The sequence below is a fragment of the Streptomyces coerulescens genome (genome assembly GCF_042657965.1).
Classification (GTDB): Bacteria; Actinomycetota; Actinomycetes; order Streptomycetales; family Streptomycetaceae; genus Streptomyces; species Streptomyces coerulescens.
Map to the genome: position 1 here is coordinate 256362 of NZ_JBHSKM010000012.1, position 20923 is coordinate 277284.

The window sequence follows — 20923 nt, forward strand, 5'->3', positions numbered from 1 at the left end:
GGCCTCCGTTCCTCCTGTGGGAGGGATGGGGGCCGTACTTCGTTCTACGGGATACGGAGGGGATACGGGGATGAGCGCTGAGGCGGCCGCCTTACGGCTGGGGACGACCGTGGCGAGCACGGCCGCGCAGATCTGGCTCGGGGGCAAGCGGCGCGAGCAGGAACGCCATCTGCCCATCGAGGAGTTGGCCCGGGTGCGGGTGCCCGGGGTGAAGTTCTCGCGGAGTGTGAAGCGGCAGTTCGAGCAGATCGCCGACGCGGTGTTCGACCGTCTGGAGCCGTTCCTGGAGCACGAGTTCAGGGCTCTGGAGGAGTCGGGCCGCCAGGCGGTCATCGACGCCGTGTGCGACACCTTCGCGGCGGCGGACCTGTCCGACGAGGCGCTGCTCGCGGCGGACGCCCAGCCGGCCGAGCTGATCCGCCGGATCACCCGCTCGGTGCGGGCGCCGGTGGGGCTCGGCGAGGCCGAAACCAGCCTGTACGAGCGGCTGTTCGCCGAGTGCGTGGAGTACTACGTCCGCATCGTGCGCAGCCTGCCGGTGTTCGAGGAACGGGCGGCGGCGGAACTCCTGGCGCGGACCGCGACCCTGGGCGGCGAGGTGGCCCGCATCCTCGAACGGCTCCCGGACCGCTCCCTGTTCGCGCCGGACGGCACGGACCAGGACACCGCGTTCCGGCGGCGCTATCTGGAGCTGGTCAGCGACAGCCTGGACGAGGTGGAGCTGTTCCGCCGCGCCTCCGACCGCGCGGCCGCCCAGGTACGGCTGTCGGTGGCCTACGTCAGCCTGCGCGCGACCGGGGACGACGGCGCGTGGCGGCGTACGGCGCGGTCGCTGCCCCGGCTGCGGGCCGACATGAGCGACTGGGAGGAAGTGGGCAGCGAGGGCTCGGGGATGCGCGTGGAGGCGGCTCTGCGGGGTTCCTCGCGGGTGTTGCTGCGGGGCGAGGCGGGCTCGGGCAAGACGACGTTGCTGCGCCGGCTGGCGGTGACGGCGGCGCGGGGCGCGTTCGCCGGGGAGCTGGCGGACTGGAACGGCCTGACGCCGGTCTTCGTGAAGCTGCGGGAGTACAGCGGCCGGCCGCTGCCCGCGCCGGAGGCCATGCTGGACGGGGTCGCGGCGCCGCTGACCGGGATCATGCCCAGGGGCTGGGTGGAGCGGCAGCTCGACGGCGGGCGGGCGCTGCTGCTGATCGACGGCGTGGACGAGCTGCTCGACCGGGAGCGGCGGGCGGTGCGGGAGTGGTTGCGGCGGCTGCTGTCGGCGTACGGCGAGGTACGGGTGGTGGTCACCTCGCGTCCGGCAGCCGCCGGGGCGGACTGGCTGCGCCGGGAGGACTTCGCGGCCCTGCACCTGGACCGGATGACTCCGCCGGACTTGGCTGCCTTCGTCCGGCAGTGGCATCAGGCGGTGCGGGAGCTGGGCGACGAGCTGCCGTGCGCGGTGGACGAACTCCCGCAGTACGAGCAGTCGTTGCTGACGAGCCTGAAGGACCGGGCGCATCTTCAGTCCCTGGCGGGGACGCCGCTGCTGGCGGCGATGCTGTGCGCGATGCATCTGAACCGGGGGCGGCAACTACCGCGGGACCGGATGGAGTTGTACCGCAGCGCGCTGCACACGCTGGTGCATGACCGGGACGCGGACCGGAACGTGCCGAGTGCGGTGGACAGCGCGCTGAGCCTCGGCGACAAGCTGATCCTGCTGCGGGACCTCGCCTGGCGGCTGTCGGACAACCACCGCAGCGAGATCACGCTGGAGCAGGCGGCGGTTCATGTGGGGGCGCGGCTGCGGGCCATGCGGCATCTGGAGCCGATGGACGGCGAGGCGGTGCTGCGGCAGTTGCGGGACCGGGCGGGGCTGCTCCGCTCCCCCGCGCAGGGGCGACTGGACTTCGTGCACCGGACGTTCCAGGAGTACCTCGCCGCTCAGGAGGCCGCCGAGGAGGACCGGATGGGGAATCTGGTCGGGCGGGCGCATCTGGATCTGTGGCGGGAGACGGTCGTCATGGCGGCGGGCCATGCGAACGCCCGGCAACGTGAGGAGCTGATCGGCGGCATCCTGGACCGGGCGGAGGCGGAGCCCCGGTACGCGCGGGTGCTGCGGTTGGTGGCGGCGTCGTGCCAGGAGACGTTGCCGGAGGTCTCCGACGGGTTGGCGGGGCGGCTGGAGGAGGCGGTGTCGCGACTGCTGCCGGCGCGGCGGGAGACGGACCCGCCGGCGTTGGCGGCGGTGGGGCCGAGTTTGTTGCGGTGGTTGCCTCGGTCGGGGGCGGGGCTGACGGAGAGGGCCGCAGAGCAGACGGTGCGGACCATCGCGCTGATCGGTGGGGAGGAGGCGTTGGGGGTTCTGGAGGGGTTCGTCGGGGACGACCGGGGCGTGGTGGTCCGTGCGCTCATCGATGCGTGGGCCTACTTCGATGCGGATCTCTACACGGACCGAGTGCTGTCGCGGCTGCCCCTCGAAGCCCGATTGGTCAAGCTCACCCACTCCGGCCAATGGCGACCCACGACCCGGCTGGAGTCGGTCACCCGCCTGGAAATCGACTATCCCTTCACGGAGTTCGCGGCGTTGGGTGAGCTGTCGGCCCTCACCGAACTGGCCCTGCTGGAGCTGCGCGGCGAGGTCGACCTCCAAGTGCTCCGGAGCCACCCCGCTCTGAACTTCCTCGCCCTGATCGGCGACATGTCGGTGAAACACCTCGAAGTCCTCGGCGAACTGGAGCGACTCACGGCACTGTTCCTCCACCTTCCCGACACTTCTCAGCTCGGCGACCTGCGACTCGGGGCGAGCGTCCACACCGTCGGGCTCAGCCGCGTGAGCGCATCCACGGACCTGGCCGTTCTCGGCGACTGCTCCCACCTGAGGACGCTGCATCTGTACGCCGACGAACCCTGTCTGCCCGACGGTCTGCACACGATGTTCGCACTGGCCGGTCTACGCCTGGCCCTCCACGGCTTGGACATCGCCGCCTGGCTGGCATCGCCGGACTTCGCACCGCCCAAAGTGCGGCAACTCAGCCTGTACCGCTGCGCCCTGCCATCGGACCGCAGCGTCCTGGACTTCCCCGGCGTCGACGTCAGCATCCGCTGAACACACACCACGGCCCCGCCCTCCCTCTCGGGAGACCGGGGCCGTGGCCTCACTCGGAAACTCAGCGCCAGCTGTGCGGGGCGCGGAAGCCGGGCTCGCGATCCAGGCGGCGCCAGCCGGCCTTCGGGCGGCCACGGTGGGTCGGTGCGGCGGTCGGCCGGGCGGCGGCGCGGGCCAGGAGGATCGCCGTGATGGCGGCGACTTCCTCGGGGTCGGCGTGACCCTTCTCGACGCGGATGTCAGGGAGGTTCATGGGTGTCAGTCTCCGTGAGAGAGGTTTCCGCAGAGGTACCGGTGGGTTACTGCGGGGGGTTGCCGTGCTTGCGGGACGGCAGGTCCGCGTGCTTCGTGTGGAGCATCGCCAGGGACTTGACGAGGACTTCGCGGGTTTCCGCGGGGTCGATGACGTCGTCGACCAGGCCGCGTTCGGCCGCGTAGTAGGGGTGCATGAGTTCGGACTTGTACTCCTTGACCATGCGGGCCCGCATGACCTCGGGGTCCTCGGCCTCGGCGATCTGGCGGCGGAAGATGACGTTGGCCGCGCCTTCCGCGCCCATCACGGCGATCTCGTTCGTCGGCCACGCAAAGGTGAGGTCGGCACCGATGGACTGGCTGTCCATGACGATGTACGCGCCTCCGTACGCCTTGCGCAGGATCAGCGAGATCCGCGGCACGGTCGCGTTGCAGTAGGCGTAAAGGAGCTTCGCGCCGTGCCGGATGATGCCGCCGTGCTCCTGGTCGACACCCGGAAGGAACCCGGGGACATCCAGGAAAGTGACGATCGGGATGTTAAAAGCGTCGCACATCTGGACAAAGCGCGCAGCTTTTTCCGACGCCTCGATGTCCAGTACACCGGCGAGCACTTGCGGCTGGTTGGCGATGATGCCGACGACCTGGCCGTCGAGGCGGGCCAGCGCGCAGATGATGTTCCGCGCCCAGCGCTCGTGGACCTCCAGGTACTCGCCGTCGTCGACGATCTCCTCGATGACCTTGGCCATGTCGTACGGGCGGTTGCCGTCCGCCGGGACCAGGTCGAGGAGCACCTCGCTGCGGCGGTCGGGCGCGTCCGCGGACTCCGCCCGGGGCGGGTTCTCGCGGTTGTTCTGCGGGAGGAGGGAGAGGAGGTAGCGGACCTCCGCGATGCAGGTCTCCTCGTCGTCGTACGCGAAGTGGCAGACGCCGGAGGTCTCGGCGTGCACGTCGGCGCCGCCGAGGCCGTTCTGGGTGATCTCCTCGCCGGTGACCGCCTTGACCACGTCCGGGCCGGTGATGAACATCTGGGACGTCTCGCGGACCATGAACACGAAGTCCGTCAGCGCCGGGCTGTACGCCGCGCCGCCGGCGCACGGGCCGAGCATGACCGAGATCTGCGGGATGACGCCGGACGCCTTGGTGTTGCGCTGGAAGATGCCGCCGTAGCCGGCGAGCGCCGAGACGCCCTCCTGGATCCTGGCGCCCGCGCCGTCGTTCAGGGAGACCAGCGGCGCACCGGCCGCGATGGCCATGTCCATGATCTTGTGGATCTTGGTGGCGTGGGCCTCGCCCAGCGCGCCGCCGAAGATCCGGAAGTCGTGCGCGTACACGAAGACCGTGCGGCCCTCGACCGTGCCCCAGCCGGTGATGACACCGTCGGTGAACGGCTTCTTGGCCTCCAGGCCGAAGCCCTGGGCCCGGTGCCGGCGCAGCTGCTCGACCTCCCGGAAGGAACCCGGGTCCAGGAGCAGCTCGATGCGCTCCCGGGCGGTCAGCTTGCCCTTGGCGTGCTGCGCCGCGGTCGCCTTCTCGCTCGGGCCGGCCAGCGCCTGCGCACGGATCTCGTGCAGCTCGGCCGTCCGCCCGCGGGCGTCGATCGGCTCACCCGGTGCCTCATCCAAAACGGTCATGTAGCGACCTTACGAAGGACGCGCGCCAAAGCGAGCCGTTGACTCCGTACAGTCTCCGGACCCATTTCCTGGTGCCACTGAACAGAACCCTGACCGCATGCAGCCTTTCCGACTGCTCAGAGGGCGTGCGCGTTGTGGAGGTCGTACAAAGCCGTCAGGCGAGAGCCGCCTCACATCGATGGGTCGCGCATACCATCCCCGGAGTGACACGGACGCGCAGTCGGCGTCCTGTCGCGAGGATCTCGACCGACTCGTCAGCCCACAGGATCCGTCGGACCGGATGGTCCCAGACGATCTCCAGCGGCTCGCCGGTGCGGGGCGGCTCGCTCACGCAGAGCGTAGCGGTACGGCCCCGGCGCCGGAGCAGCACACCGGCGCCGGCGGAGGCGGTGAGCGGGCCCGCCGTGCCCGGTCGCCAGAAGTTGGCGGCGGTGAGGCCCAGGGAGGGGATGTGGACCGCCTGGCGGCCGGCGTCGTTGGCCAGGACCGACAGCCATGTCCGGTCGGCGGCTCGGGCGGCCACCTCCGCGCGGCGGGCGCCGGGCATGAGCAGATAGACGTAGGTGGCGTCCGTCGGGTCGGTGCCGTGATCCAGCCACAGGGTCTGCCAGTGGCGGGTGCGGCGCTCGGTGGTGCTGGTGGTGTTGATGTCGGCCCAGGCTCCGGTGCGCTCCTCGCGCAGGGTGCGCAGTGCGCCGTAGGGCACCACCCAGCCGCCGTGGCCCGTCAGGTGGGCCCAGCGGGGGCCTCGGGTGAGGGCCTGGGTGCCGTTCTCCCCGAGATTGCGGTTGTCGACGACCGTCTCGACGGGCACACCGTCCGTGCAGGTGATCCCGGCCCCGAGGCAGATCACGGCGTCCGCGGCGCAGAACCACGACTTGCGGGCCTCCAGGGTCGAGCCGAGCCCCTTCAGGTGCTGTCCGATCGCCGCGTAGTCGCCGTCGGTCGTGCCGCCGACCCAGCGCACGGCGGGTTTGGGCTCTCCCCACTCGCCGCCGGCCCGGTCGGGGAGCCGGCGGGTGGAGACGGTCGTGCCGGGGAGGCGGTACCAGTCGACGGTCGGCCAGTACCAGTCCGTGTACTGGTCGCCCAGACCGTCGGCCCACCAGGAGAGCATTCCGGCGCCGGTGTGCCAGCCGCGCGGGTTCTCGCCGTTGCCGCACTCGTAGTGGGCGATGCGGTCGCTCGCCATGGCGATGTGCGCGACGAAGCGCGGGCGGCGGTGCACCGCCCGGTCCATCGCGGCGAAGAGGTGGTGGCCGACGGGGTCGGAGGCGGCGGGGACCGGTGACGCGGCGACGGCGTGCAGCCGGGCGAGGTCGGCGACGTCGAACTGACGCGCCGTCAAGATCGGTGCGACGGTGTCCCGTTGGATCCAGCCCTTGATCCTGCCGTACCAGCGCTCGCGTTCCGCCGCGCTCGCGCCGCCCGCGAGCAGCGCGATGGCGGCGATGATGCCCTGCCCGTGGTAGTGGTCGCTGCGCATCACCTGCCGGTCGTCGCTCTTGAGGTAACCCCTGCTGATGGCGCGGCCGTTGACACCGTCCATCACCAACCCGTCGTGGATGAGGGGCGCGTAGGCGCGTTCGACGCTGTCGAGGACGATCTGCCGGTTCGGGTCGGTCACCTCCCACTCGGATCCGGCGAGCAGCGCGAAGAGGCGGCCGAGGCCGTCGAGGAGGACCTGGCCGTAGGTGCCGGAGTAGGCGACCCAGGTGTGCTGGACGAAGGAGCCGTCGGCGTGGAGGCCGTCGCCCTTGGTGACGTACGGGAAGACCGGGGAGAGCGCGTCCCGGGCGAGCGCGATCTTCGCCGGGGCCCGGCCCAGGACGCCGCGCAGGGCGACGCTGCGGCACAGGTCGACACGGTTGGCGCCGGTGGAGGTGCCGGAGTAGTCGGTGAGCATCGCGTCCGGGATGAAGTGGTCGACGGCCGCGCAGGCTGCCGCGATGCGGTCGTCGGTGAGGTGGTCGTACAGCGCCGCCGTGATGTCCGTCAGCAGGCGGGGGCTGCCGATCTGCCACTCCCACCAGTTGCCGTAGCGGGTGGTGGAGGGGTTGTAGACCGTGGCCGAGAGGTGGTCGAGGCCGCGCAGGACGTCGGCGAGGAGGCCGGGGTCGGCGGTGGATCCGGTGCCCTGCTGGACGTAGGCCTTGGTCATGGTCCACAGGCGGCCGTAGCTCTGGGTGATGCCGGCGGGTGGATCGAAGGGGTGGCCGGGCCACAGGGAGGTGGGGGTGGGCGCCATCGTGGCGCGGAAGCCGCGGGCGAGGGTGCCGGTCTCGGCGAGGCGGCCGGCGTACGGCTCCGTCGCCGGGTCGTAGCCGGCCCCGAGGGAGATGTCGAGCCAGCGCAGACGCAGGGCGTCATAGGGGTCGGCGTCGGCCGCGCGGGCCGGGGTTCCGGTGGCGTGGGCGGAGGTGGCGGCGAGGGCGGCGGCGTACAGGAAGGCACGGCGCGTCGGAGTCATGTTCATGCCCTATCACGCGACGGCGAGTAACTCCACGGACACACCCCAGAAGATGTTGAACGCTGAACGGAATAGGTCTACGGTGGTCCGCGTTGAGTAGTTCAACATTCAACATCACCTCCCGAGGAGCACCCCATGGGCATCTTCAACCGCAAGGACACCGACGCCGCCACCACGACCGCCGCCGCCGTCAGCCCCGACCTGGCCGCGCTGACCGGTGAGTACACGATCGACCCGGCGCACTCCACGATCGGTTTCGTCGCGCGGCACGCCATGGTCACCAACGTCAAGGGCAAATTCCTCGACTTCAGCGGCTCGCTGCACCTCGACGGCAGCGACCCGTCGGCGTCCACGGCGTCCCTCGACATCAAGATGGACAGCATCGACACCGGCTCCGCGGACCGTGACGGCCACCTCAAGAGCGCGGACTTCTTCAAGATCGAGGAGTTCCCGACGATGACCTTCCGCTCCACCAAGGCGGAGGCCCTCGGCGGTGACGACTACCGCATCACCGGCGATCTGGAGATCCTCGGCACCACCAAGTCGATCACCATCGACCTGGAGTTCAACGGCGCCGCGAAGGACCCGTTCGGCAACGAGCGCGTCGGTTTCGAGGGCAAGGCGGAGATCCTGCGCTCCGAGTGGGGCCTGACCTGGAACGCCGCGCTGGAGACGGGCGGTGTGCTGGTCTCCGACAAGATCAAGCTGAACTTCGACATCTCGGCGATCCGGAACGCGTGACACCACGCACGCTTCGAAGCGGCACTCCTCGAAGCGCCGGTGAGCACCACGCTCACCGGCGCTTCGTCATGTCCCGCAGGATCGCGGAGACCTGGGCCGTCCGGGCGCGCTCGGTCCGGGCGCGCAGGAGGCCGAGCATGACCTGGTAGCGCTCGGTCCTGCCCAGCCTCTCGAAGGCCGCCGCGGCGAGCGGGTTCTCGGCCAGCGCCGCGGCCAGCTCGGCCGGGACCTCCGCCACGGCCTGCGACTCGTACGCCCCGGCCCATCGGCCGTCCGCCTTGGCCGCCGCCACCTCGGCGAGGCCCGAGGGACGCATCCGGCCCTCGGCGGTGAGCTCCGCCACCCGTCGCACATTGACCATCGACCAGAGGCTGCCGGGCCGGCGCGGAGTGATCCGCTGCAGGTAGGAGGTGGCGTCGAGCCCCTTGCGCTGCCCCGTGATCCAGCCGTGGCACAGGGCCACGTCGTTCACCTCGGCGGCGGTGACGGAAGGGACGCCGGAGCCCTTCTTGGCGACCTTGATCCAGAGGCCGGGGTGCGGGGCGGGGTGGCCTGCCAGCCAGGCGTCGAGGGCGGCGGCGGACTCGAAGGCGAGGGGCCGGCTGTCGTCGGAGGGGGTCATGGGTGCACGTTAGGCGGCGAAGAGGCCGGATCCTGTCCTAATGGGGCCCCGGGTCGGCTCAGGTTCCGGTGGCCGTGGCGTCGAGGAGGGCCGCCGCCTGGTCGCGGGCGTGCGTCACGGGATCCGGGAACACGTCCAGGCCGTGGGCGACCAGGGCGCCCTCGTGGAGCAGCATAAGCGTCCGGCCCAGACGCTCCGCGTCATCCGTGCCGCCCGGCACGACGTCCCGGGCGAGGCCGGTGAACAGGGCGAGCATCCACTCCTTCTGCCCGGCGATGACGGGGAAGGCCGGGTGGGAGGGGTCGCTGATCTCGGCGTGCGCGTTGACCATGCTGCACCCCTTGGCGCCGTACCGCGCCGACCATGCGCGAGAGGCGTCGAACACGGCCAGGACGCGCGCCCGCGGTGTCGCGTGCGCGGCGTCGAGGTGCTCGTCGAGGTACTGCGCGAGGAAGGCCCGCCAGCGCTCGTCGCGACCGGTGAGGTACTCCACGACGATCCGCTCCTTGGAGCCGAAGCGGTCGTAGAGGGTCTTCTTGGTCACTCCCGCCTCCGCGGCGATGAGATCGACGCCGACGGCATGGATGCCGCGCTCGTAGAACAGCCGCTCGGCGGCCTCCAGGACGCGCCGCGCGGCACGCGTCATCGTCACCTGCTGCGGCTTCTCTGCGGTGCCCATGCCGGAAAGTATACCGATCTGTATACTCGGACACCGGAGCCAGGTATACCGATCTGTCTACTGGATGTGGTGTCGTGAACGCCCTGCTCTCGATCGCGTTCGTCCTGTGCTGGAGCTCCGGGTTCATCGGGGCCAAGCTCGGCGCGGGCAGCGCGGCCGCGGTCACGGTCCTGATGTGGCGGTTCCTGCCGCTCGCCGCGATCCTGATCGTCGTCGCCGCCACGCTGGGCCGCGCGTCCTGGCGGGGGCTCGGCGCGCGGGACGTCGTACGGCAGGCCGCGATCGGTGTGCTGTCGCAGAGCGGCTATCTGCTCACCGTCTACTACGCCATCGAGCTCGGCGTCTCCAGCGGCACCACGGCTCTCATCGACGGCGTCCAGCCGCTGGTCGCCGGGGCGCTGGCGGGGCCGCTGCTGCACCAGTACGTCTCACGCCGGCAGTGGCTCGGTCTGTGCCTGGGGGTGGGCGGTGTCGCACTCGTCACCACGGCCGACGCCATGGCCGCGACAGGTGTCGCCGCGTGGGCCTACCTCGTGCCGTTCCTCGGCATGCTCTCGCTGGTGGCGGCCACGTTCCTGGAGAGCCGCTCGCGCACGCCGGTCGCGCCCGGGGTGGCGCTGACGGTCCACTGCGCCACCAGCGCCGCGCTGTTCACGGTGTTCGCCGTGAGCGCCGGAGCGGCCGCGCCGCCCGCCGAGACCGGCTTCTGGGCGGCGGTCGTCTGGCTGGTCGTGCTGTCCACCTTCGGCGGGTACGGGCTGTACTGGCTCATCCTGCGCCGCTCCGGCGTGACCAAGGTCAACGCGCTGATGTTCCTCATGGCTCCGGTCACGGCGGTCTGGGGAGCGCTGATGTTCGGTGAGCCGTTCGGTGTGCAGACCGGCCTGGGCCTCGCCGTCGGTCTCGCGGCCGTCGTCATCGTGCAGCGCGACGGCCGCGCGGCCCGGCGGAACACCGGCCGCTCGGCGCAGAACACCCGTGACTCCACGCGGAAGGCCGGTCGTCACTCCTCACTCTCGGATCCGACCAGCCCGCCTCCGTGTGCGGTCCCGAGGTCTCAGGGCTCCGGCCGCCGACTCTCCGGTGGCCGCTCATGATGGCTGCCTGAGCGGCGTTCGCGCTCTCTGCGGCCCCATCGGAGGCTCTGCGTCGTCAACCGAGCGGGCGTGGCCGGAATTTGCCCCTTGTGGTGCGCTCGCGGCATTCCCATAATCCAGCACATGAATTGACCGGCGCATGTCAGCAGTAGCTCACTCCCCCTTGCTTGGCATGCCCCCAACATTGCAGCGCTCTGAACGTTCGTATGTCCAACCCCCCACGGAAGGCATCACGTTGAAGAAGCTCATCACCGCGCTCAAGAGATGCGCGGCCCTCGGCGCCGCCGCTCTCGCGATCGTCAGCCTTCAGCCCGTCTCGGCCGCGCAGGCCGCGGACTCCCGTGTCGTCGGCGGAACCCGTGCCACGCAGGGCGAGTTCCCGTTCATGGTCCGGCTCTCCATGGGCTGTGGCGGCGCGCTCTACACCCAGCAGATCGTGCTCACCGCCGCGCACTGTGTGGGCGCGACCGGCGCGAACACCTCCATCACCGCCACCGCGGGCGTCGTGGACCTCCAGTCCACCAGCGGCCGGGTGCAGGTCCGCTCCACGTACGTGTACCGGGCCCCGGGCTACAACGGCGACGGCAAGGACTGGGCGCTGATCAAGCTCGCCCAGCCGATCAACCTGCCGACGCTGAAGATCGCCACGACCGCGCAGTACAACACCGGCACCTTCACCGTGGCCGGCTGGGGCGCCGCCACCGAGGGCGGCGCCCAGCAGCGCTACCTGCTCAAGGCCAACGTGCCGTTCGTCAGCGACGCCCAGTGCCGTTCGTACAGCGGCTACGGCGGTCTCATCGCGAACGAGGAGATCTGCGCCGGCCTGCCCTCGGGCGGCGTCGACACCTGTCAGGGCGACTCGGGCGGCCCGATGTTCCGCCGTGACAGCGCCAACCAGTGGATCCAGGTCGGCATCGTCAGCTGGGGCATAGGCTGCGCCCGCCCCAACGCCCCCGGCGTCTACACGGAGGTCTCCACGTTCGCCTCCGCCATCGCCTCGGCGGCGTCCTCGCTCTGACCCCGGCAACTTTGCTGATCCGCCGGCGAGTTCGCCGAACCCGGCGGCCCGCCGAGCACACGGCGGTCCCGGCCCACCGGCCGGGTGACGGCCCGGTGTCCCCGGACACCGGGCCGTCACCGTGCCGTATGCCGCGCGATCAGGCCGTTTCGGACGTCACCCGGGTCGGGGCGGTGCGGAACCGGGCCCGGTACTCGCTCGGTGTCGTGGCATGCCGACGACGGAACGCCCGGATGAGGGTGTCGACCGTGCCGAACCCGCAGGCGGAGGCGACCCGTTCGAGCGTGTGGTCGGTCGTCTCCAGCAGATTGCCGGCCAGTTCGACGCGGGCCGCCTCGATGTAGGCGTGCGGGGTCGTGCCCAGCTCGGTCTTGAAGATCCGGGTGAGCTGCCGGTCGCTGACATGCGCGTACGCGGCCAGGTCCGGGACGGTCAGGCGCCCGTCGATGTTGTTGAGGATGTGGTGCCTGAGGTCCTCGATGCGCCGTGTCGTGGACACCCGCTCCAACGGCACGCTGAACTGCGACTGCCCGCCGGGCCGCTTCAGATACATCACCAGCTGACGGGCGACGCGCAGCGCTACCTGTTCCCCGAAGTCCTCCGCGACCAGGGCGAGAGAAAGGTCCAGGCAGGCGCTGATGCCGGCCCCCGTCCAGACCTCTCCCTCCTCGCGGATGAAGATCGGATCGGCGTCGACCCGGACCGCCGGATGGTCGGCGGCGAGCCGCCGCGCGGTCGACCAGTGCGTGGTGGCGCGTTTGCCGTCCAGGAGTCCCGCGGCGGCGAGGATGTGCGCGCCGACGCACACCGACGTCACCCGTCGGGAGCGGGTGGCCAGCGCCTTCACCCGGGCCACCGTGCCGGGGTCGGTCACGGGGTGGATGCGGCCCTCGCCGTCCACCTCGACGGAGCCCGGTACCAGCAGGGTGTCGATCGCTCGTCCGGCGACTTCGTGGAACGTGACGTCGGGCAGGATCCGCACCCCGGCCGCGGTCGTCACCGGGTCCCTCGTCTCGGCGGCCAGCACGACCTCGTAGCCGACTCCCCCGGCGGTCTCCCGCGGGACGAGGGAGAACACCTCCGGTGGGCCGGTGACATCCAGCAGGTCCACGCCCTCGAACAGCACGATCACGATCAACCGGTTCACGGCCCCACCCTCCAGCCCTCGCTCCCTCCGCGGACGCGGGCGTCGGTTTCTGCGAACAGCACGTCATTGCCGACCGCTCGATGCGCGCCATAGCGTCGCATACGTGTTCAACGCCCTGTTGAACAACTCGGTGGAGCCCCCGACCCTTGGAGAAGACCTGTGGCGAGCAAGACGCTGCGCGAACTCGGCGGTGCCGACGACACCCCCGCGGCCCTCGCGTCCTCGACGCTGATCCTCGTCGACTACCAGAACACCTACACCCGCGGTGAGATGGAACTCGAAGGCTGGCGGCCCGCCCTGGCGGCGGCGTCGGATCTGCTGTCCCGTGCCCGCGCGGCCGGAGCCGCGGTCATCCACGTGCAGCACGACGACGGCGAGGGTTCGGCGTACGACATCCGCGCCGAGATCGGGGCGATCCACCCCGACGTGGCACCGATCGAGGGCGAGCCCGTGGTCGTCAAGCAGGCCCCGGACTCCTTCCACGGCACCGAACTCGGCGAGCTGGTGGACCGGGCCGGGAACACGACAGTGATCGTCGCCGGCTTCATGACCCATATGTGCGTCGCGTACACGTCGGCGTCAGCGGCCCTGCGCGGCAACCCGCCCACGGTCCCGGCGGACACCTGTGCCACCCGGTCGATCGTGAACGTGTCCGCCGACGAGCTGCACCGCAGCGCGCTGGCGGCCGTCGCGGACGCGTACGGCGTCGTCGTCGCGTCCGCGAAGGAGCTTGCCTGACGTGAAGGAGCTTGCCTGACGTGAAGGAGCTTGCCTGACCTGGCGGAGCGGGGGCAGGACCGCACGTCCCGCCCCCGCTGGTACCTGAAGGCCGACGGCACCGATCTGGCCGGCCTGCCCCGGAAGCCGGAAACCGGGTCTCAGAAGCCTCCGCCGAAGTCCCCACCGCCGCCGAAGTCGCCGCCCCCGAACCCTCCGCCGTCGAAGCCGCCGCCGAAGTCCCCGCTGTCGAAGTCCGCGCCGGAGACGTCGCCGCCCTCGTATCCGCCGCCGTAGCCGTAGCCCGCGCCGTAGTCGGCCGCGTAGGACGGGGTGGCCATCAGGGAACCCAGCAGGGTGCCGACGAGCAGGCCGGGGAGGAGGCCGCCGCCGAAGTAGCCGCCGGCCCAGGGGCCGTAGGCGGGGCCGGCCTCCCAGTACGGGCGGCGGCCCTGCTCGGTGTCGACCTCGCGGACCACCGGGTCGCGGCCCTCGGACAGCCGGGTGCGGTCGGCCGCGCAGACCGGAACCTCGCGGCTGGTGCCGCCGGGTGGCGTCCAGGTCTCGTCGGCCACCGACAGCCCGTGCCGCGGGTCGAAGAAGCACGGCGGCCGGCGCTCCGGCAGCGGCCGGTGCTCCCGGCGGGCGGCCAGCTCGGCGAGGGAGAAGCGGCCGTCGTCCAGGGCCTGTGTGACCGCCTTGACGTCCTCCGGTCTGCGGGCGGAGTCCATCAGCCGTTTCGCCTGGTCGTAGGAGTCCAGGGCCCGCTCGTAGTCCGCACGCATCGCGTCGTCGGCGCCCGCCTCCGCCGGATGGAAGTCCAGGCGGTCCAGTTCCTCGCCGAACGCGGTGATGTCCTCGTCGACCACGACCCGCAGCTTCTCCAGCGCCGCCCGCTGCTCCGCCTCGTGGCGCCGCCGGTTGCGCCGGACCAGCGCGTACGCGCCCGCGCCGCCCGCGAGCACCACCGCGCCGACGGCGATCAGACCGCTGACGTCCACGCCCGCGCCGCCACCGTCGCTCCAGCTCGCCGGCGCGGTGCCGCCCACGTTGCGCAGCGCCGAGTCGACGAAGTCGTTCAGCTGGGCCTTGGGGTCGCCGGCCTGCTGGACCGAGGCGACCAGGTTGTCGACCGCCTGCCGGGACATCACCGAAGCGTCGGCCGCCGCGTCGAAACGGTCGCCGACCCGGACGCCGTACAGGCCCGTGACGCCGGTCTCCGTGCGGAGGTTCAGCAGCAGGTTCCCGGTCGGCTGGTCGGCCGGGAGGACGGCGACGAAGACCGGTTTGTCGGCGTCCTCGATCTTGTCGGCGAGCGCCTCGGCGTCCGACGACGACAGCTGGTCCGAGGCGGCGGGGTCCACATACACGGGACCGTCGCGCAAAGCCTCGGCGACCTGCGAAAGGTCCGTGGCCGCATGTGCGCCGGGCGCGCCTGCCGTGAGCACCGCGAGTGCGGCGGCGGCCGGCACGATCAGCGAGCGCATGAGGCCCCGGAAGAGCGGAGTCCTCATACCCTCGACGCTACCTGATGAGACGGGCAAAGGCGCCGGCCCCGGTGGCTGGATCCCACCGGGACCGGCGGCCGCACGGCATCCCGCCGCGTGCCGTACGGCGGCTCGGGCCGCGCAGGGCGGTTCTCCGCATGGAACGTCCCTCGCTCTCACAATTGACCCATGACTTACCTCACGGCTTGAGTTAACTCGTGACGCCATTTGGCGTCAAGACTTCACGTCAGAACCGGTGCGACCCCAAATCCCCGCCGGATCGGCAGTGTTGTCCCTTCATCTCATGAACGCGCGACCCCTTGACGCGTACACGAAGCCGTCATTTACTCACGCCTCGCACGCCCCCTATCCCCCACCCCAGAAGGGCGGCGCTCCATGAGGAGATCCACTCGGACGCTCGGGCTGCTTGTCGCCGGGCTCCTCACCACGGCCGGTTTCTCGGCCGCCACGCCCGCGCAGGCCGCGGGCGAGCAGGTCACCGCCTGGCTCACCACCACGGACGACTCCGGCGGCCGTCATGTGGTCCGCGGGCTCCAGCAGCAGACGCCGTTCGCCTTCCAGGCCGGCTCCGGCGGCGGTGGCGAGAACATCACCGTCGACGAGAACACCCGCTACCAGTCCTTCACCGGCGGCGGCGCGTCCTTCACGGACACCGCGGCCTGGCTGATGGACGGCAGCGGCGCGCTGTCGCAGGCCACGAAGGACGACACGATGCGCAAGCTGTTCTCCCCGACGGAGGGCATCGGGCTGTCGTTCCTGCGCAACCCCATGGGCGGCTCGGACCTCGCCCGCTTCGGCTACACCTACGACGACGTGCCGGCCGGGCAGACCGATCCGGATCTGTCCGAGTTCACGATCGCACACGATCTGCAGGACGTGGTGCCGCTGACCAGGCAGGCCCGGCAGCTGAACCCCAACCTGACGGTGATGGCCTCGCCGTGGACGGCTCCCGCCTGGATGAAGGACAACGGGCAGCTCAACGGGGGCTGGCTGAAGGCGGAGTACTACGGGGCGTACGCCTCGTACTTCGTGAAGTACGTGCAGGCCTACCAGGCCCAGGGCGTGCCGATCTCGTACGTCACCGCGCAGAACGAGCCGACGTGCTGTTCGGGCTACCCGTCGATGAGCTGGAACGCGAGCGGTCTCGCGTACTTCACCAAGAACGAGCTGCTGCCCAAGTTCCAGGCGGCCGGGCTGTCCACCAAGGTGCTGGCGCACGACTGGAACTGGGACACCTACGACGCCTACGCCGCCCAGACGGTCGACGACGCGGCGGTGCGCAGCCACCCGAACTTCGGCGGGATCGCCTGGCACGGCTACGGGGGCGACGTGGCCAAGCAGACGCAGGTGCACAACCAGTACCCGCAGCTGGACGCGTTCGGCACCGAGCACTCGGGCGGTACCTGGATCGCGAATCAGCAGCGCGAGGACATGATGAACATCATCGACTACACCCGGAACTGGGCGAAGTCGGTGACGAAGTGGTCGCTGGCGGTGGACCAGAACCGGGGGCCGCACAACGGTGGCTGCGGGACCTGCGACGGGTTCATCACCGTGCACAACGGTGACTCCCGGCACGGGCAGGTCGACTACACCATCGAGTACTACACGATGGGCCATCTGACGAAGTTCGTGAAGCCGGGGGCGCAGCGGATCGCGTCCACGGCGTCTTCGTCCGTGCCGAACGTGGCATGGCGGAACACCGATGGTTCGAAGGCGCTGATCGCCTACAACGACTCGTCGGCGGCGAAGACGGTGACCATCAACTGGGGCTCGCAGCACGCCACTTACTCGCTGCCGGGCAAGACGTCGGCGACGTTCACCTGGTCGGGCACGCAGACCGAGGGGCCGTCGCAGTCCGGGGCGTTGGTGGGTCTCGCGGGCAAATGCCTTGACGTGGCGGGCGGTTCCTCGGCCAATGGTGCGGCGGTGCAGCTGTACGACTGCAACGGGTCTTCCGCGCAGCGGTGGAGCGTACAGGCCGACGGGTCCGTGCGGGCGCTGGGGAAGTGTCTGGACGTCACGGCCGGGGCGGTCGCGGACGGGGCGAAGGTGCAGCTGTACGACTGCAATGGGACGGGTGCTCAGCAGTGGTCGTACAACGCCTCCACCGGGGACGTGGTCAACCGGGCCGCGAGCAAGTGCCTGGACGTGACGGACAACTCGTCGGCGAACGGTTCCCGGGCACAGATCTGGAGTTGCACGGGGGCCGCGAACCAGAAGTGGCGTCTTCAGTGACGGATCAGGTGTACGGCTGACCGACGCCCAGCAGGTTGCCCTCGCTGTCGTGGAACCAGGCGGCGCGCTCCCCGCGGAAGCCCTTGCTCGGGTAGTGCCCCTCGATATCGGCGATGCCGTCGACCGTGCGCAGGCCGGGCACGTCGACCTCCTCGAACTCGACACCGCGCCGCCCGAGTTCCGCGACCACCGCAGCGACGTCCTCGACCTGCCAGCCCATCTGGGTGAAGGTCCCGGGGGAGGCTCCCGTCGACTGGTAGACGGCGAATTCCGTGTCCCCGCACCGGTACAGCAGCCCGCCGGGCCGTTCGTCGGCGGGCTCCAGGCCGAGCTTCTCGGCGTAGAAGCGCCGGGCCCGCTCCAGGTCCTGGGCGGGCAGCCGGGTCGCCGTCCGCCCCCGAGCGAGGAAGTGCCTTGGGTCCGTGTCCTTGTCGTCCATGGCTCCACTGTGCCGTGGACGACGGGGCCGGGGGCGGCGGCGACGTCCGTTCGGCCTACTCCGCCGGCGTCACCCCGGCCCGCAGCAGGCCGTACGTGTACGCATCCTCCAGGGCCTGCCAGGACGCGGCGATGACGTTCTCGGCCACGCCGACCGTGGACCACTCCCCCGCGCCGTCGGACGTGGAGATCAGGACGCGGGTCGTGGACTGGGTGCCGTGGACGCCCTCCAGGATGCGGACCTTGTAGTCGACGAGGTCCAGCTTGGCGAGCTGGGGGTAGATCTTTTCGAGGGCCACACGGAGCGCGCGGTCGAGGGCGTTGACCGGGCCGTTGCCCTCGGCCGTGGCGACGATGCGCTCGCCCTTGGCGAAGAGCTTGACCGTGGCCTCGTTGGCGTGGCTGCCGTCGGGGCGGTCCTCGACGATCGCCCGCCAGGACTCGACCTGGAAGTAGCTGAGGGGCTTGCCCTCGACCTCGGCGCGCAGGAGGAGTTCGAAGCTGGCGTCCGCCGCCTCGTAGGTGTAGCCCTTGAGCTCGCGCTCCTTGACGCGCTCCACCACCCGGCCGACCAGCTCGCGGTCGCCGCCGAGCTCGATGCCGAGTTCCTTGCCCTTGAGTTCGATCGAGGCGCGGCCCGCCATGTCGGAGACCAGCATCCGCATGGTGTTGCCGACCTGCTCGGGGTCGATGTGCTGGTACAGGTCCGGGTCGACCTTGATCGCGGAGGCGTGCAGGCCCGCCTTGTGCGCGAAGGCGGAGACGCCGACGTACGGCTGGTGGGTGGAGGGGGTGAGGTTGACGACCTCCGCGATGGCGTGGCTGATGCGCGTCATTTCGCGCAGGCGGCCGTCGGGGAGGACCTTCTTGCCGTACTTCAGTTCCAGGGCGGCGACCACCGGGAACAGGTTGGCGTTGCCCACGCGCTCGCCGTAGCCGTTGGCCGTGCACTGCACATGGGTGGCGCCCGCGTCGACCGCGGCGAGGGTGTTGGCGACCGCGCAGCCGGTGTCGTCCTGGGCGTGGATGCCGAGCCGGGCGCCGGTGTCGGCGAGGACGGTGGAGACGACCGCCTGGATCTGGGCGGGGAGCATGCCGCCGTTGGTGTCACAGAGGATCACGACGTCCGCGCCGGCCTCCGAGGCCGTACGGACCACGGATTTCGCGTACTCGGGGTTGGCGCGGTAGCCGTCGAAGAAGTGCTCGCAGTCGACGAAGACCCGGCGGCCCTGCTCACGGAGGTACGAGACCGTGTCGCGGACCATGTCCAGGTTCTCGTCCAGGGTGGTGCGCAGGGCCAGCTCGACATGGCGGTCGTGCGACTTCGCGACCAGGGTGATCACCGGGGCGCCGGACGCCAGGAGCGCGTTGACCTGCGGGTCCTCGGACGCCTTGGCGCCCGCTCGGCGGGTCGCGCCGAAGGCGACCAGCTGGGCGTGCCGGAAGTCGATCTCCTGCTGGGCGCGTGCGAAGAACTCGGTGTCGCGCGGGTTGGCGCCGGGCCAGCCGCCCTCGATGAAGCCCACACCGAACTCGTCCAGGTGCCGTGCGATGGCCAGCTTGTCCGCGACCGTGAGGTTGATGCCCTCCCGCTGCGCGCCGTCGCGCAGGGTGGTGTCGAAGACGTGGAACGAATCGTCGCGCTCGCTGGTTGCGGTCATGGTGTCAAGGCTCCTGCTGTTGGATCCCGTTGGATCGCGGTCTTTACCGGAATGACCGGCTCCACCGTCCTCCTATGATCCCTCGCGCTTTGCTCCCGGCTGAAGGTGGGCCAGAAAAAGCGAAAAACCCCTCGCGGGTGCGAGAGGTCTGCGCGCGGGTCGAGGACGACGGTGTCCACCCGTACCTGGTCGTACGTGGTGGTCACTGCGGACCGGCGCGCCTGCTGCCAATAATCATGGCGAACGAGAGCACGGGGGCAGTCTGGCACAGACCGCCCCCGGGCTCACCGTCCGTCTCAGGATGCGAGCACTGTGTTGATCACCGCGTCCGGCGGACGAAGCCGTCGCCCGCGTTGTTGGTGTCCCCGGTGACGAGCTGGGACGAGGCGCTGCTGAGGCCGAGGCGTTCCGCCCCCGCGCTCACCGACTCCAGCCACACCGACGCGTCCGTCACCGGTCCCCCGTCGACGGACTCGCTGACCAGGCGGGTGCTGCCGGTGCGCAGATCACGGAGGTAGACGTTGGCCGGGCCGGGCGTGCCGTCGGGCAGGCGCGGGGTGGCCTCGTAGCCCACGTACCGGCCGTCCTCACTGAGGACGGGGCGGTCGGGCATGCGCTCGCCGTCGGGGCCGGCGTCGATCCGCCGGGTGACGTCCGTGCGCAGGTCGCGGACGTAGATGTCGGACGCGTCGGGGCCGCCACCGGGGAGCAGGTCCTCGTCCCCGTTCTGGAAGGCGACCGAGCGGCCGTCCCCGGAGAGCGTGGCCGGCATCGCGTAATGCGGTGCCGGGGAGCCGTCGGCCTTGAGGTTGACCCGCTCCTCGGCGCCGGTGCGACGGTCGTGCACCCAGGTCACCCCGTTGGAGCTGCGCGGGACGAGCTGGGTGTAGAGCACGTACCGGCCGTCGGCGCTCACGTCCTGGAAGAGCGCCGGGTTGCTGGGCCGGTCCGGGTTGCTGATCCGTTTCGTGGTGCCGGCGGTGCGGTCGAAGACGTACACCGCTCCGAACAGGTCAGCGGCGCCGTCCTCCATCCGGTCGGCCTTGGCGTTGAAGGCGATGTAGCGGGCGTTCGCCGACATGGCCGCGCCGGCCGCGTAGGCGGAACCCCCGTCGAACGCGACGCTGATCCGCTTCGTGGTGCCGGTGCGCCGGTCGTGCAGATAGATGTCGTCGGCGCCCGCGTCGGCCGGCGGGGTGTCCCAGTGGACCAGGTTCCTGGCGTTGGAGCGGAACAGGACGTAGCGGCCGTCGGCGCTGATGCCCTGCACGGTCGACCGCTGGTCGGCCTGGGTGCCGTCCGAGGCGACGCTGACCCGCTCGACCGCCCCCGTGCGCAGGTCGCGCACGAAGACGTCCGACACGTCGTTGGTGTCGCCGGACACCAGGTTGGACGCGTCCGCCGTGAACGCCGCGAAGCGGCCGTCGGCGCTGAACTCCGGCGCGTAGGAGTGGCCGTTGCCCTGCTCCCCCGTCGCCGACAGGGTGACCCGCTCGACGGTCGGGACCCGTGGCCCGGCGCTCGCGTGTGTCCCGGCCAGGGCCGCCGTGGTGGCGGCCAGGGCCACGGTGACGGCGAGCGCGCGAACTCGCTTGGTGCTGTGCATGGTTGTTCCC

Annotated in this window: 16 protein-coding genes; 6 read left to right on the plus strand and 10 right to left on the minus strand. The window is 70.9% G+C overall.

What is annotated here, in order from left to right:
- The first annotated feature begins 70 nt into the window (after positions 1–70).
- On the plus strand, positions 71–3088 hold the full coding sequence (locus ACFPQ9_RS20680) for an NACHT domain-containing protein (RefSeq protein ID WP_380854884.1): 3018 nt from the start codon (positions 71–73) through the stop codon (positions 3086–3088).
- Positions 3089–3149: 61 nt separating this feature from the next.
- Here the strand turns inward: ACFPQ9_RS20680 and ACFPQ9_RS20685 are convergent, their stop codons facing one another.
- The 3 genes from ACFPQ9_RS20685 to ACFPQ9_RS20695 all read right to left on the minus strand — a co-directional run bounded on the left by ACFPQ9_RS20685 (position 3150) and on the right by ACFPQ9_RS20695 (position 7447).
- Positions 3150–3341, minus strand: coding sequence for an acyl-CoA carboxylase subunit epsilon (locus ACFPQ9_RS20685; protein ID WP_380854887.1), 192 nt, complete (start codon positions 3339–3341; stop codon positions 3150–3152).
- Positions 3342–3387: 46 nt separating this feature from the next.
- Complete coding sequence (locus ACFPQ9_RS20690; protein ID WP_380854890.1) at positions 3388–4971, minus strand: acyl-CoA carboxylase subunit beta; 1584 nt, start codon at positions 4969–4971, stop codon at positions 3388–3390.
- A gap of 154 nt (positions 4972–5125) precedes the next feature.
- Entirely contained in the window at positions 5126–7447 is a 2322-nt protein-coding gene (locus ACFPQ9_RS20695; protein WP_380854893.1) for a polysaccharide lyase 8 family protein, read from the minus strand.
- Between the two features lie 129 nt (positions 7448–7576).
- On the opposite strand from ACFPQ9_RS20695, the gene ACFPQ9_RS20700 reads away from it, so the two are divergent.
- Complete coding sequence (locus ACFPQ9_RS20700; RefSeq protein WP_380854896.1) at positions 7577–8182, plus strand: YceI family protein; 606 nt, start codon at positions 7577–7579, stop codon at positions 8180–8182.
- A gap of 52 nt (positions 8183–8234) precedes the next feature.
- Here the strand turns inward: ACFPQ9_RS20700 and ACFPQ9_RS20705 are convergent, their stop codons facing one another.
- Together ACFPQ9_RS20705 and ACFPQ9_RS20710 are read right to left on the minus strand one after the other, a co-directional pair.
- Positions 8235–8804 carry a YdeI/OmpD-associated family protein gene (locus ACFPQ9_RS20705; RefSeq protein WP_380854899.1) on the minus strand — a complete coding sequence of 190 codons (570 nt, stop codon included), beginning with the start codon at positions 8802–8804 and terminating at the stop codon, positions 8235–8237.
- 58 nt (positions 8805–8862) lie between these two features.
- Entirely contained in the window at positions 8863–9483 is a 621-nt protein-coding gene (locus ACFPQ9_RS20710; RefSeq protein ID WP_380854902.1) for a TetR/AcrR family transcriptional regulator, read from the minus strand.
- A gap of 74 nt (positions 9484–9557) precedes the next feature.
- Here ACFPQ9_RS20710 and ACFPQ9_RS20715 point away from each other — a divergent pair, with 74 nt between their 5' ends.
- Positions 9558–10580: a DMT family transporter gene (locus tag ACFPQ9_RS20715; protein WP_380854905.1), complete on the plus strand. Its 1023-nt coding sequence runs from the start codon at positions 9558–9560 to the stop codon at positions 10578–10580.
- A 235-nt stretch (positions 10581–10815) separates the two neighbouring features.
- Positions 10816–11598, plus strand: coding sequence for a S1 family peptidase (locus ACFPQ9_RS20720; RefSeq protein ID WP_380854908.1), 783 nt, complete (start codon positions 10816–10818; stop codon positions 11596–11598).
- A 139-nt stretch (positions 11599–11737) separates the two neighbouring features.
- Here ACFPQ9_RS20720 and ACFPQ9_RS20725 read toward each other — a convergent pair whose 3' ends face one another.
- Positions 11738–12745 carry a GlxA family transcriptional regulator gene (locus ACFPQ9_RS20725; protein WP_380854911.1) on the minus strand — a complete coding sequence of 336 codons (1008 nt, stop codon included), beginning with the start codon at positions 12743–12745 and terminating at the stop codon, positions 11738–11740.
- A 159-nt stretch (positions 12746–12904) separates the two neighbouring features.
- On the opposite strand from ACFPQ9_RS20725, the gene ACFPQ9_RS20730 reads away from it, so the two are divergent.
- Entirely contained in the window at positions 12905–13483 is a 579-nt protein-coding gene (locus ACFPQ9_RS20730) for a cysteine hydrolase family protein (protein ID WP_380854914.1), read from the plus strand.
- A gap of 140 nt (positions 13484–13623) precedes the next feature.
- On the opposite strand, the gene ACFPQ9_RS20735 is transcribed toward ACFPQ9_RS20730, so the two are convergent.
- Positions 13624–14976: a hypothetical protein gene (locus ACFPQ9_RS20735; RefSeq protein WP_380854917.1), complete on the minus strand. Its 1353-nt coding sequence runs from the start codon at positions 14974–14976 to the stop codon at positions 13624–13626.
- A gap of 369 nt (positions 14977–15345) precedes the next feature.
- Here ACFPQ9_RS20735 and ACFPQ9_RS20740 point away from each other — a divergent pair, with 369 nt between their 5' ends.
- Positions 15346–17208, plus strand: coding sequence for a lectin (locus ACFPQ9_RS20740; protein ID WP_380854920.1), 1863 nt, complete (start codon positions 15346–15348; stop codon positions 17206–17208).
- Positions 17209–17212: 4 nt separating this feature from the next.
- Here the strand turns inward: ACFPQ9_RS20740 and ACFPQ9_RS20745 are convergent, their stop codons facing one another.
- The 3 genes from ACFPQ9_RS20745 to ACFPQ9_RS20755 form a co-directional block, all read right to left on the minus strand.
- The gene (locus ACFPQ9_RS20745; RefSeq protein WP_380854923.1) at positions 17213–17647 is read right to left on the minus strand and encodes a VOC family protein; all 435 of its coding nucleotides are present in this window, start codon (positions 17645–17647) and stop codon (positions 17213–17215) included.
- A gap of 55 nt (positions 17648–17702) precedes the next feature.
- Positions 17703–19307 (minus strand): citramalate synthase, encoded by a 1605-nt coding sequence (gene cimA, locus ACFPQ9_RS20750; RefSeq protein ID WP_380854926.1) that lies wholly within the window; start codon positions 19305–19307, stop codon positions 17703–17705.
- A gap of 319 nt (positions 19308–19626) precedes the next feature.
- Entirely contained in the window at positions 19627–20913 is a 1287-nt protein-coding gene (locus tag ACFPQ9_RS20755) for a TolB-like translocation protein (RefSeq protein ID WP_380854929.1), read from the minus strand.
- Positions 20914–20923: the final 10 nt, after the last annotated feature.

Coding starts and splice junctions, on each gene's coding strand:
- ACFPQ9_RS20700 (WP_380854896.1), top strand. CDS start 7,577: ATGGGCATCTTCAACCGCAAGGACACCGACGCCGCCACCACGACCGCC.
- ACFPQ9_RS20735 (WP_380854917.1), bottom strand. CDS start 14,976: ATGAGGACTCCGCTCTTCCGGGGCCTCATGCGCTCGCTGATCGTGCCG.
- ACFPQ9_RS20695 (WP_380854893.1), bottom strand. CDS start 7,447: ATGAACATGACTCCGACGCGCCGTGCCTTCCTGTACGCCGCCGCCCTC.
- ACFPQ9_RS20705 (WP_380854899.1), bottom strand. CDS start 8,804: ATGACCCCCTCCGACGACAGCCGGCCCCTCGCCTTCGAGTCCGCCGCC.
- ACFPQ9_RS20710 (WP_380854902.1), bottom strand. CDS start 9,483: ATGGGCACCGCAGAGAAGCCGCAGCAGGTGACGATGACGCGTGCCGCG.
- ACFPQ9_RS20745 (WP_380854923.1), bottom strand. CDS start 17,647: ATGGACGACAAGGACACGGACCCAAGGCACTTCCTCGCTCGGGGGCGG.
- ACFPQ9_RS20685 (WP_380854887.1), bottom strand. CDS start 3,341: ATGAACCTCCCTGACATCCGCGTCGAGAAGGGTCACGCCGACCCCGAG.
- cimA (WP_380854926.1), bottom strand. CDS start 19,307: ATGACCGCAACCAGCGAGCGCGACGATTCGTTCCACGTCTTCGACACC.
- ACFPQ9_RS20740 (WP_380854920.1), top strand. CDS start 15,346: ATGAGGAGATCCACTCGGACGCTCGGGCTGCTTGTCGCCGGGCTCCTC.
- ACFPQ9_RS20690 (WP_380854890.1), bottom strand. CDS start 4,971: ATGACCGTTTTGGATGAGGCACCGGGTGAGCCGATCGACGCCCGCGGG.
- ACFPQ9_RS20755 (WP_380854929.1), bottom strand. CDS start 20,913: ATGCACAGCACCAAGCGAGTTCGCGCGCTCGCCGTCACCGTGGCCCTG.
- ACFPQ9_RS20680 (WP_380854884.1), top strand. CDS start 71: ATGAGCGCTGAGGCGGCCGCCTTACGGCTGGGGACGACCGTGGCGAGC.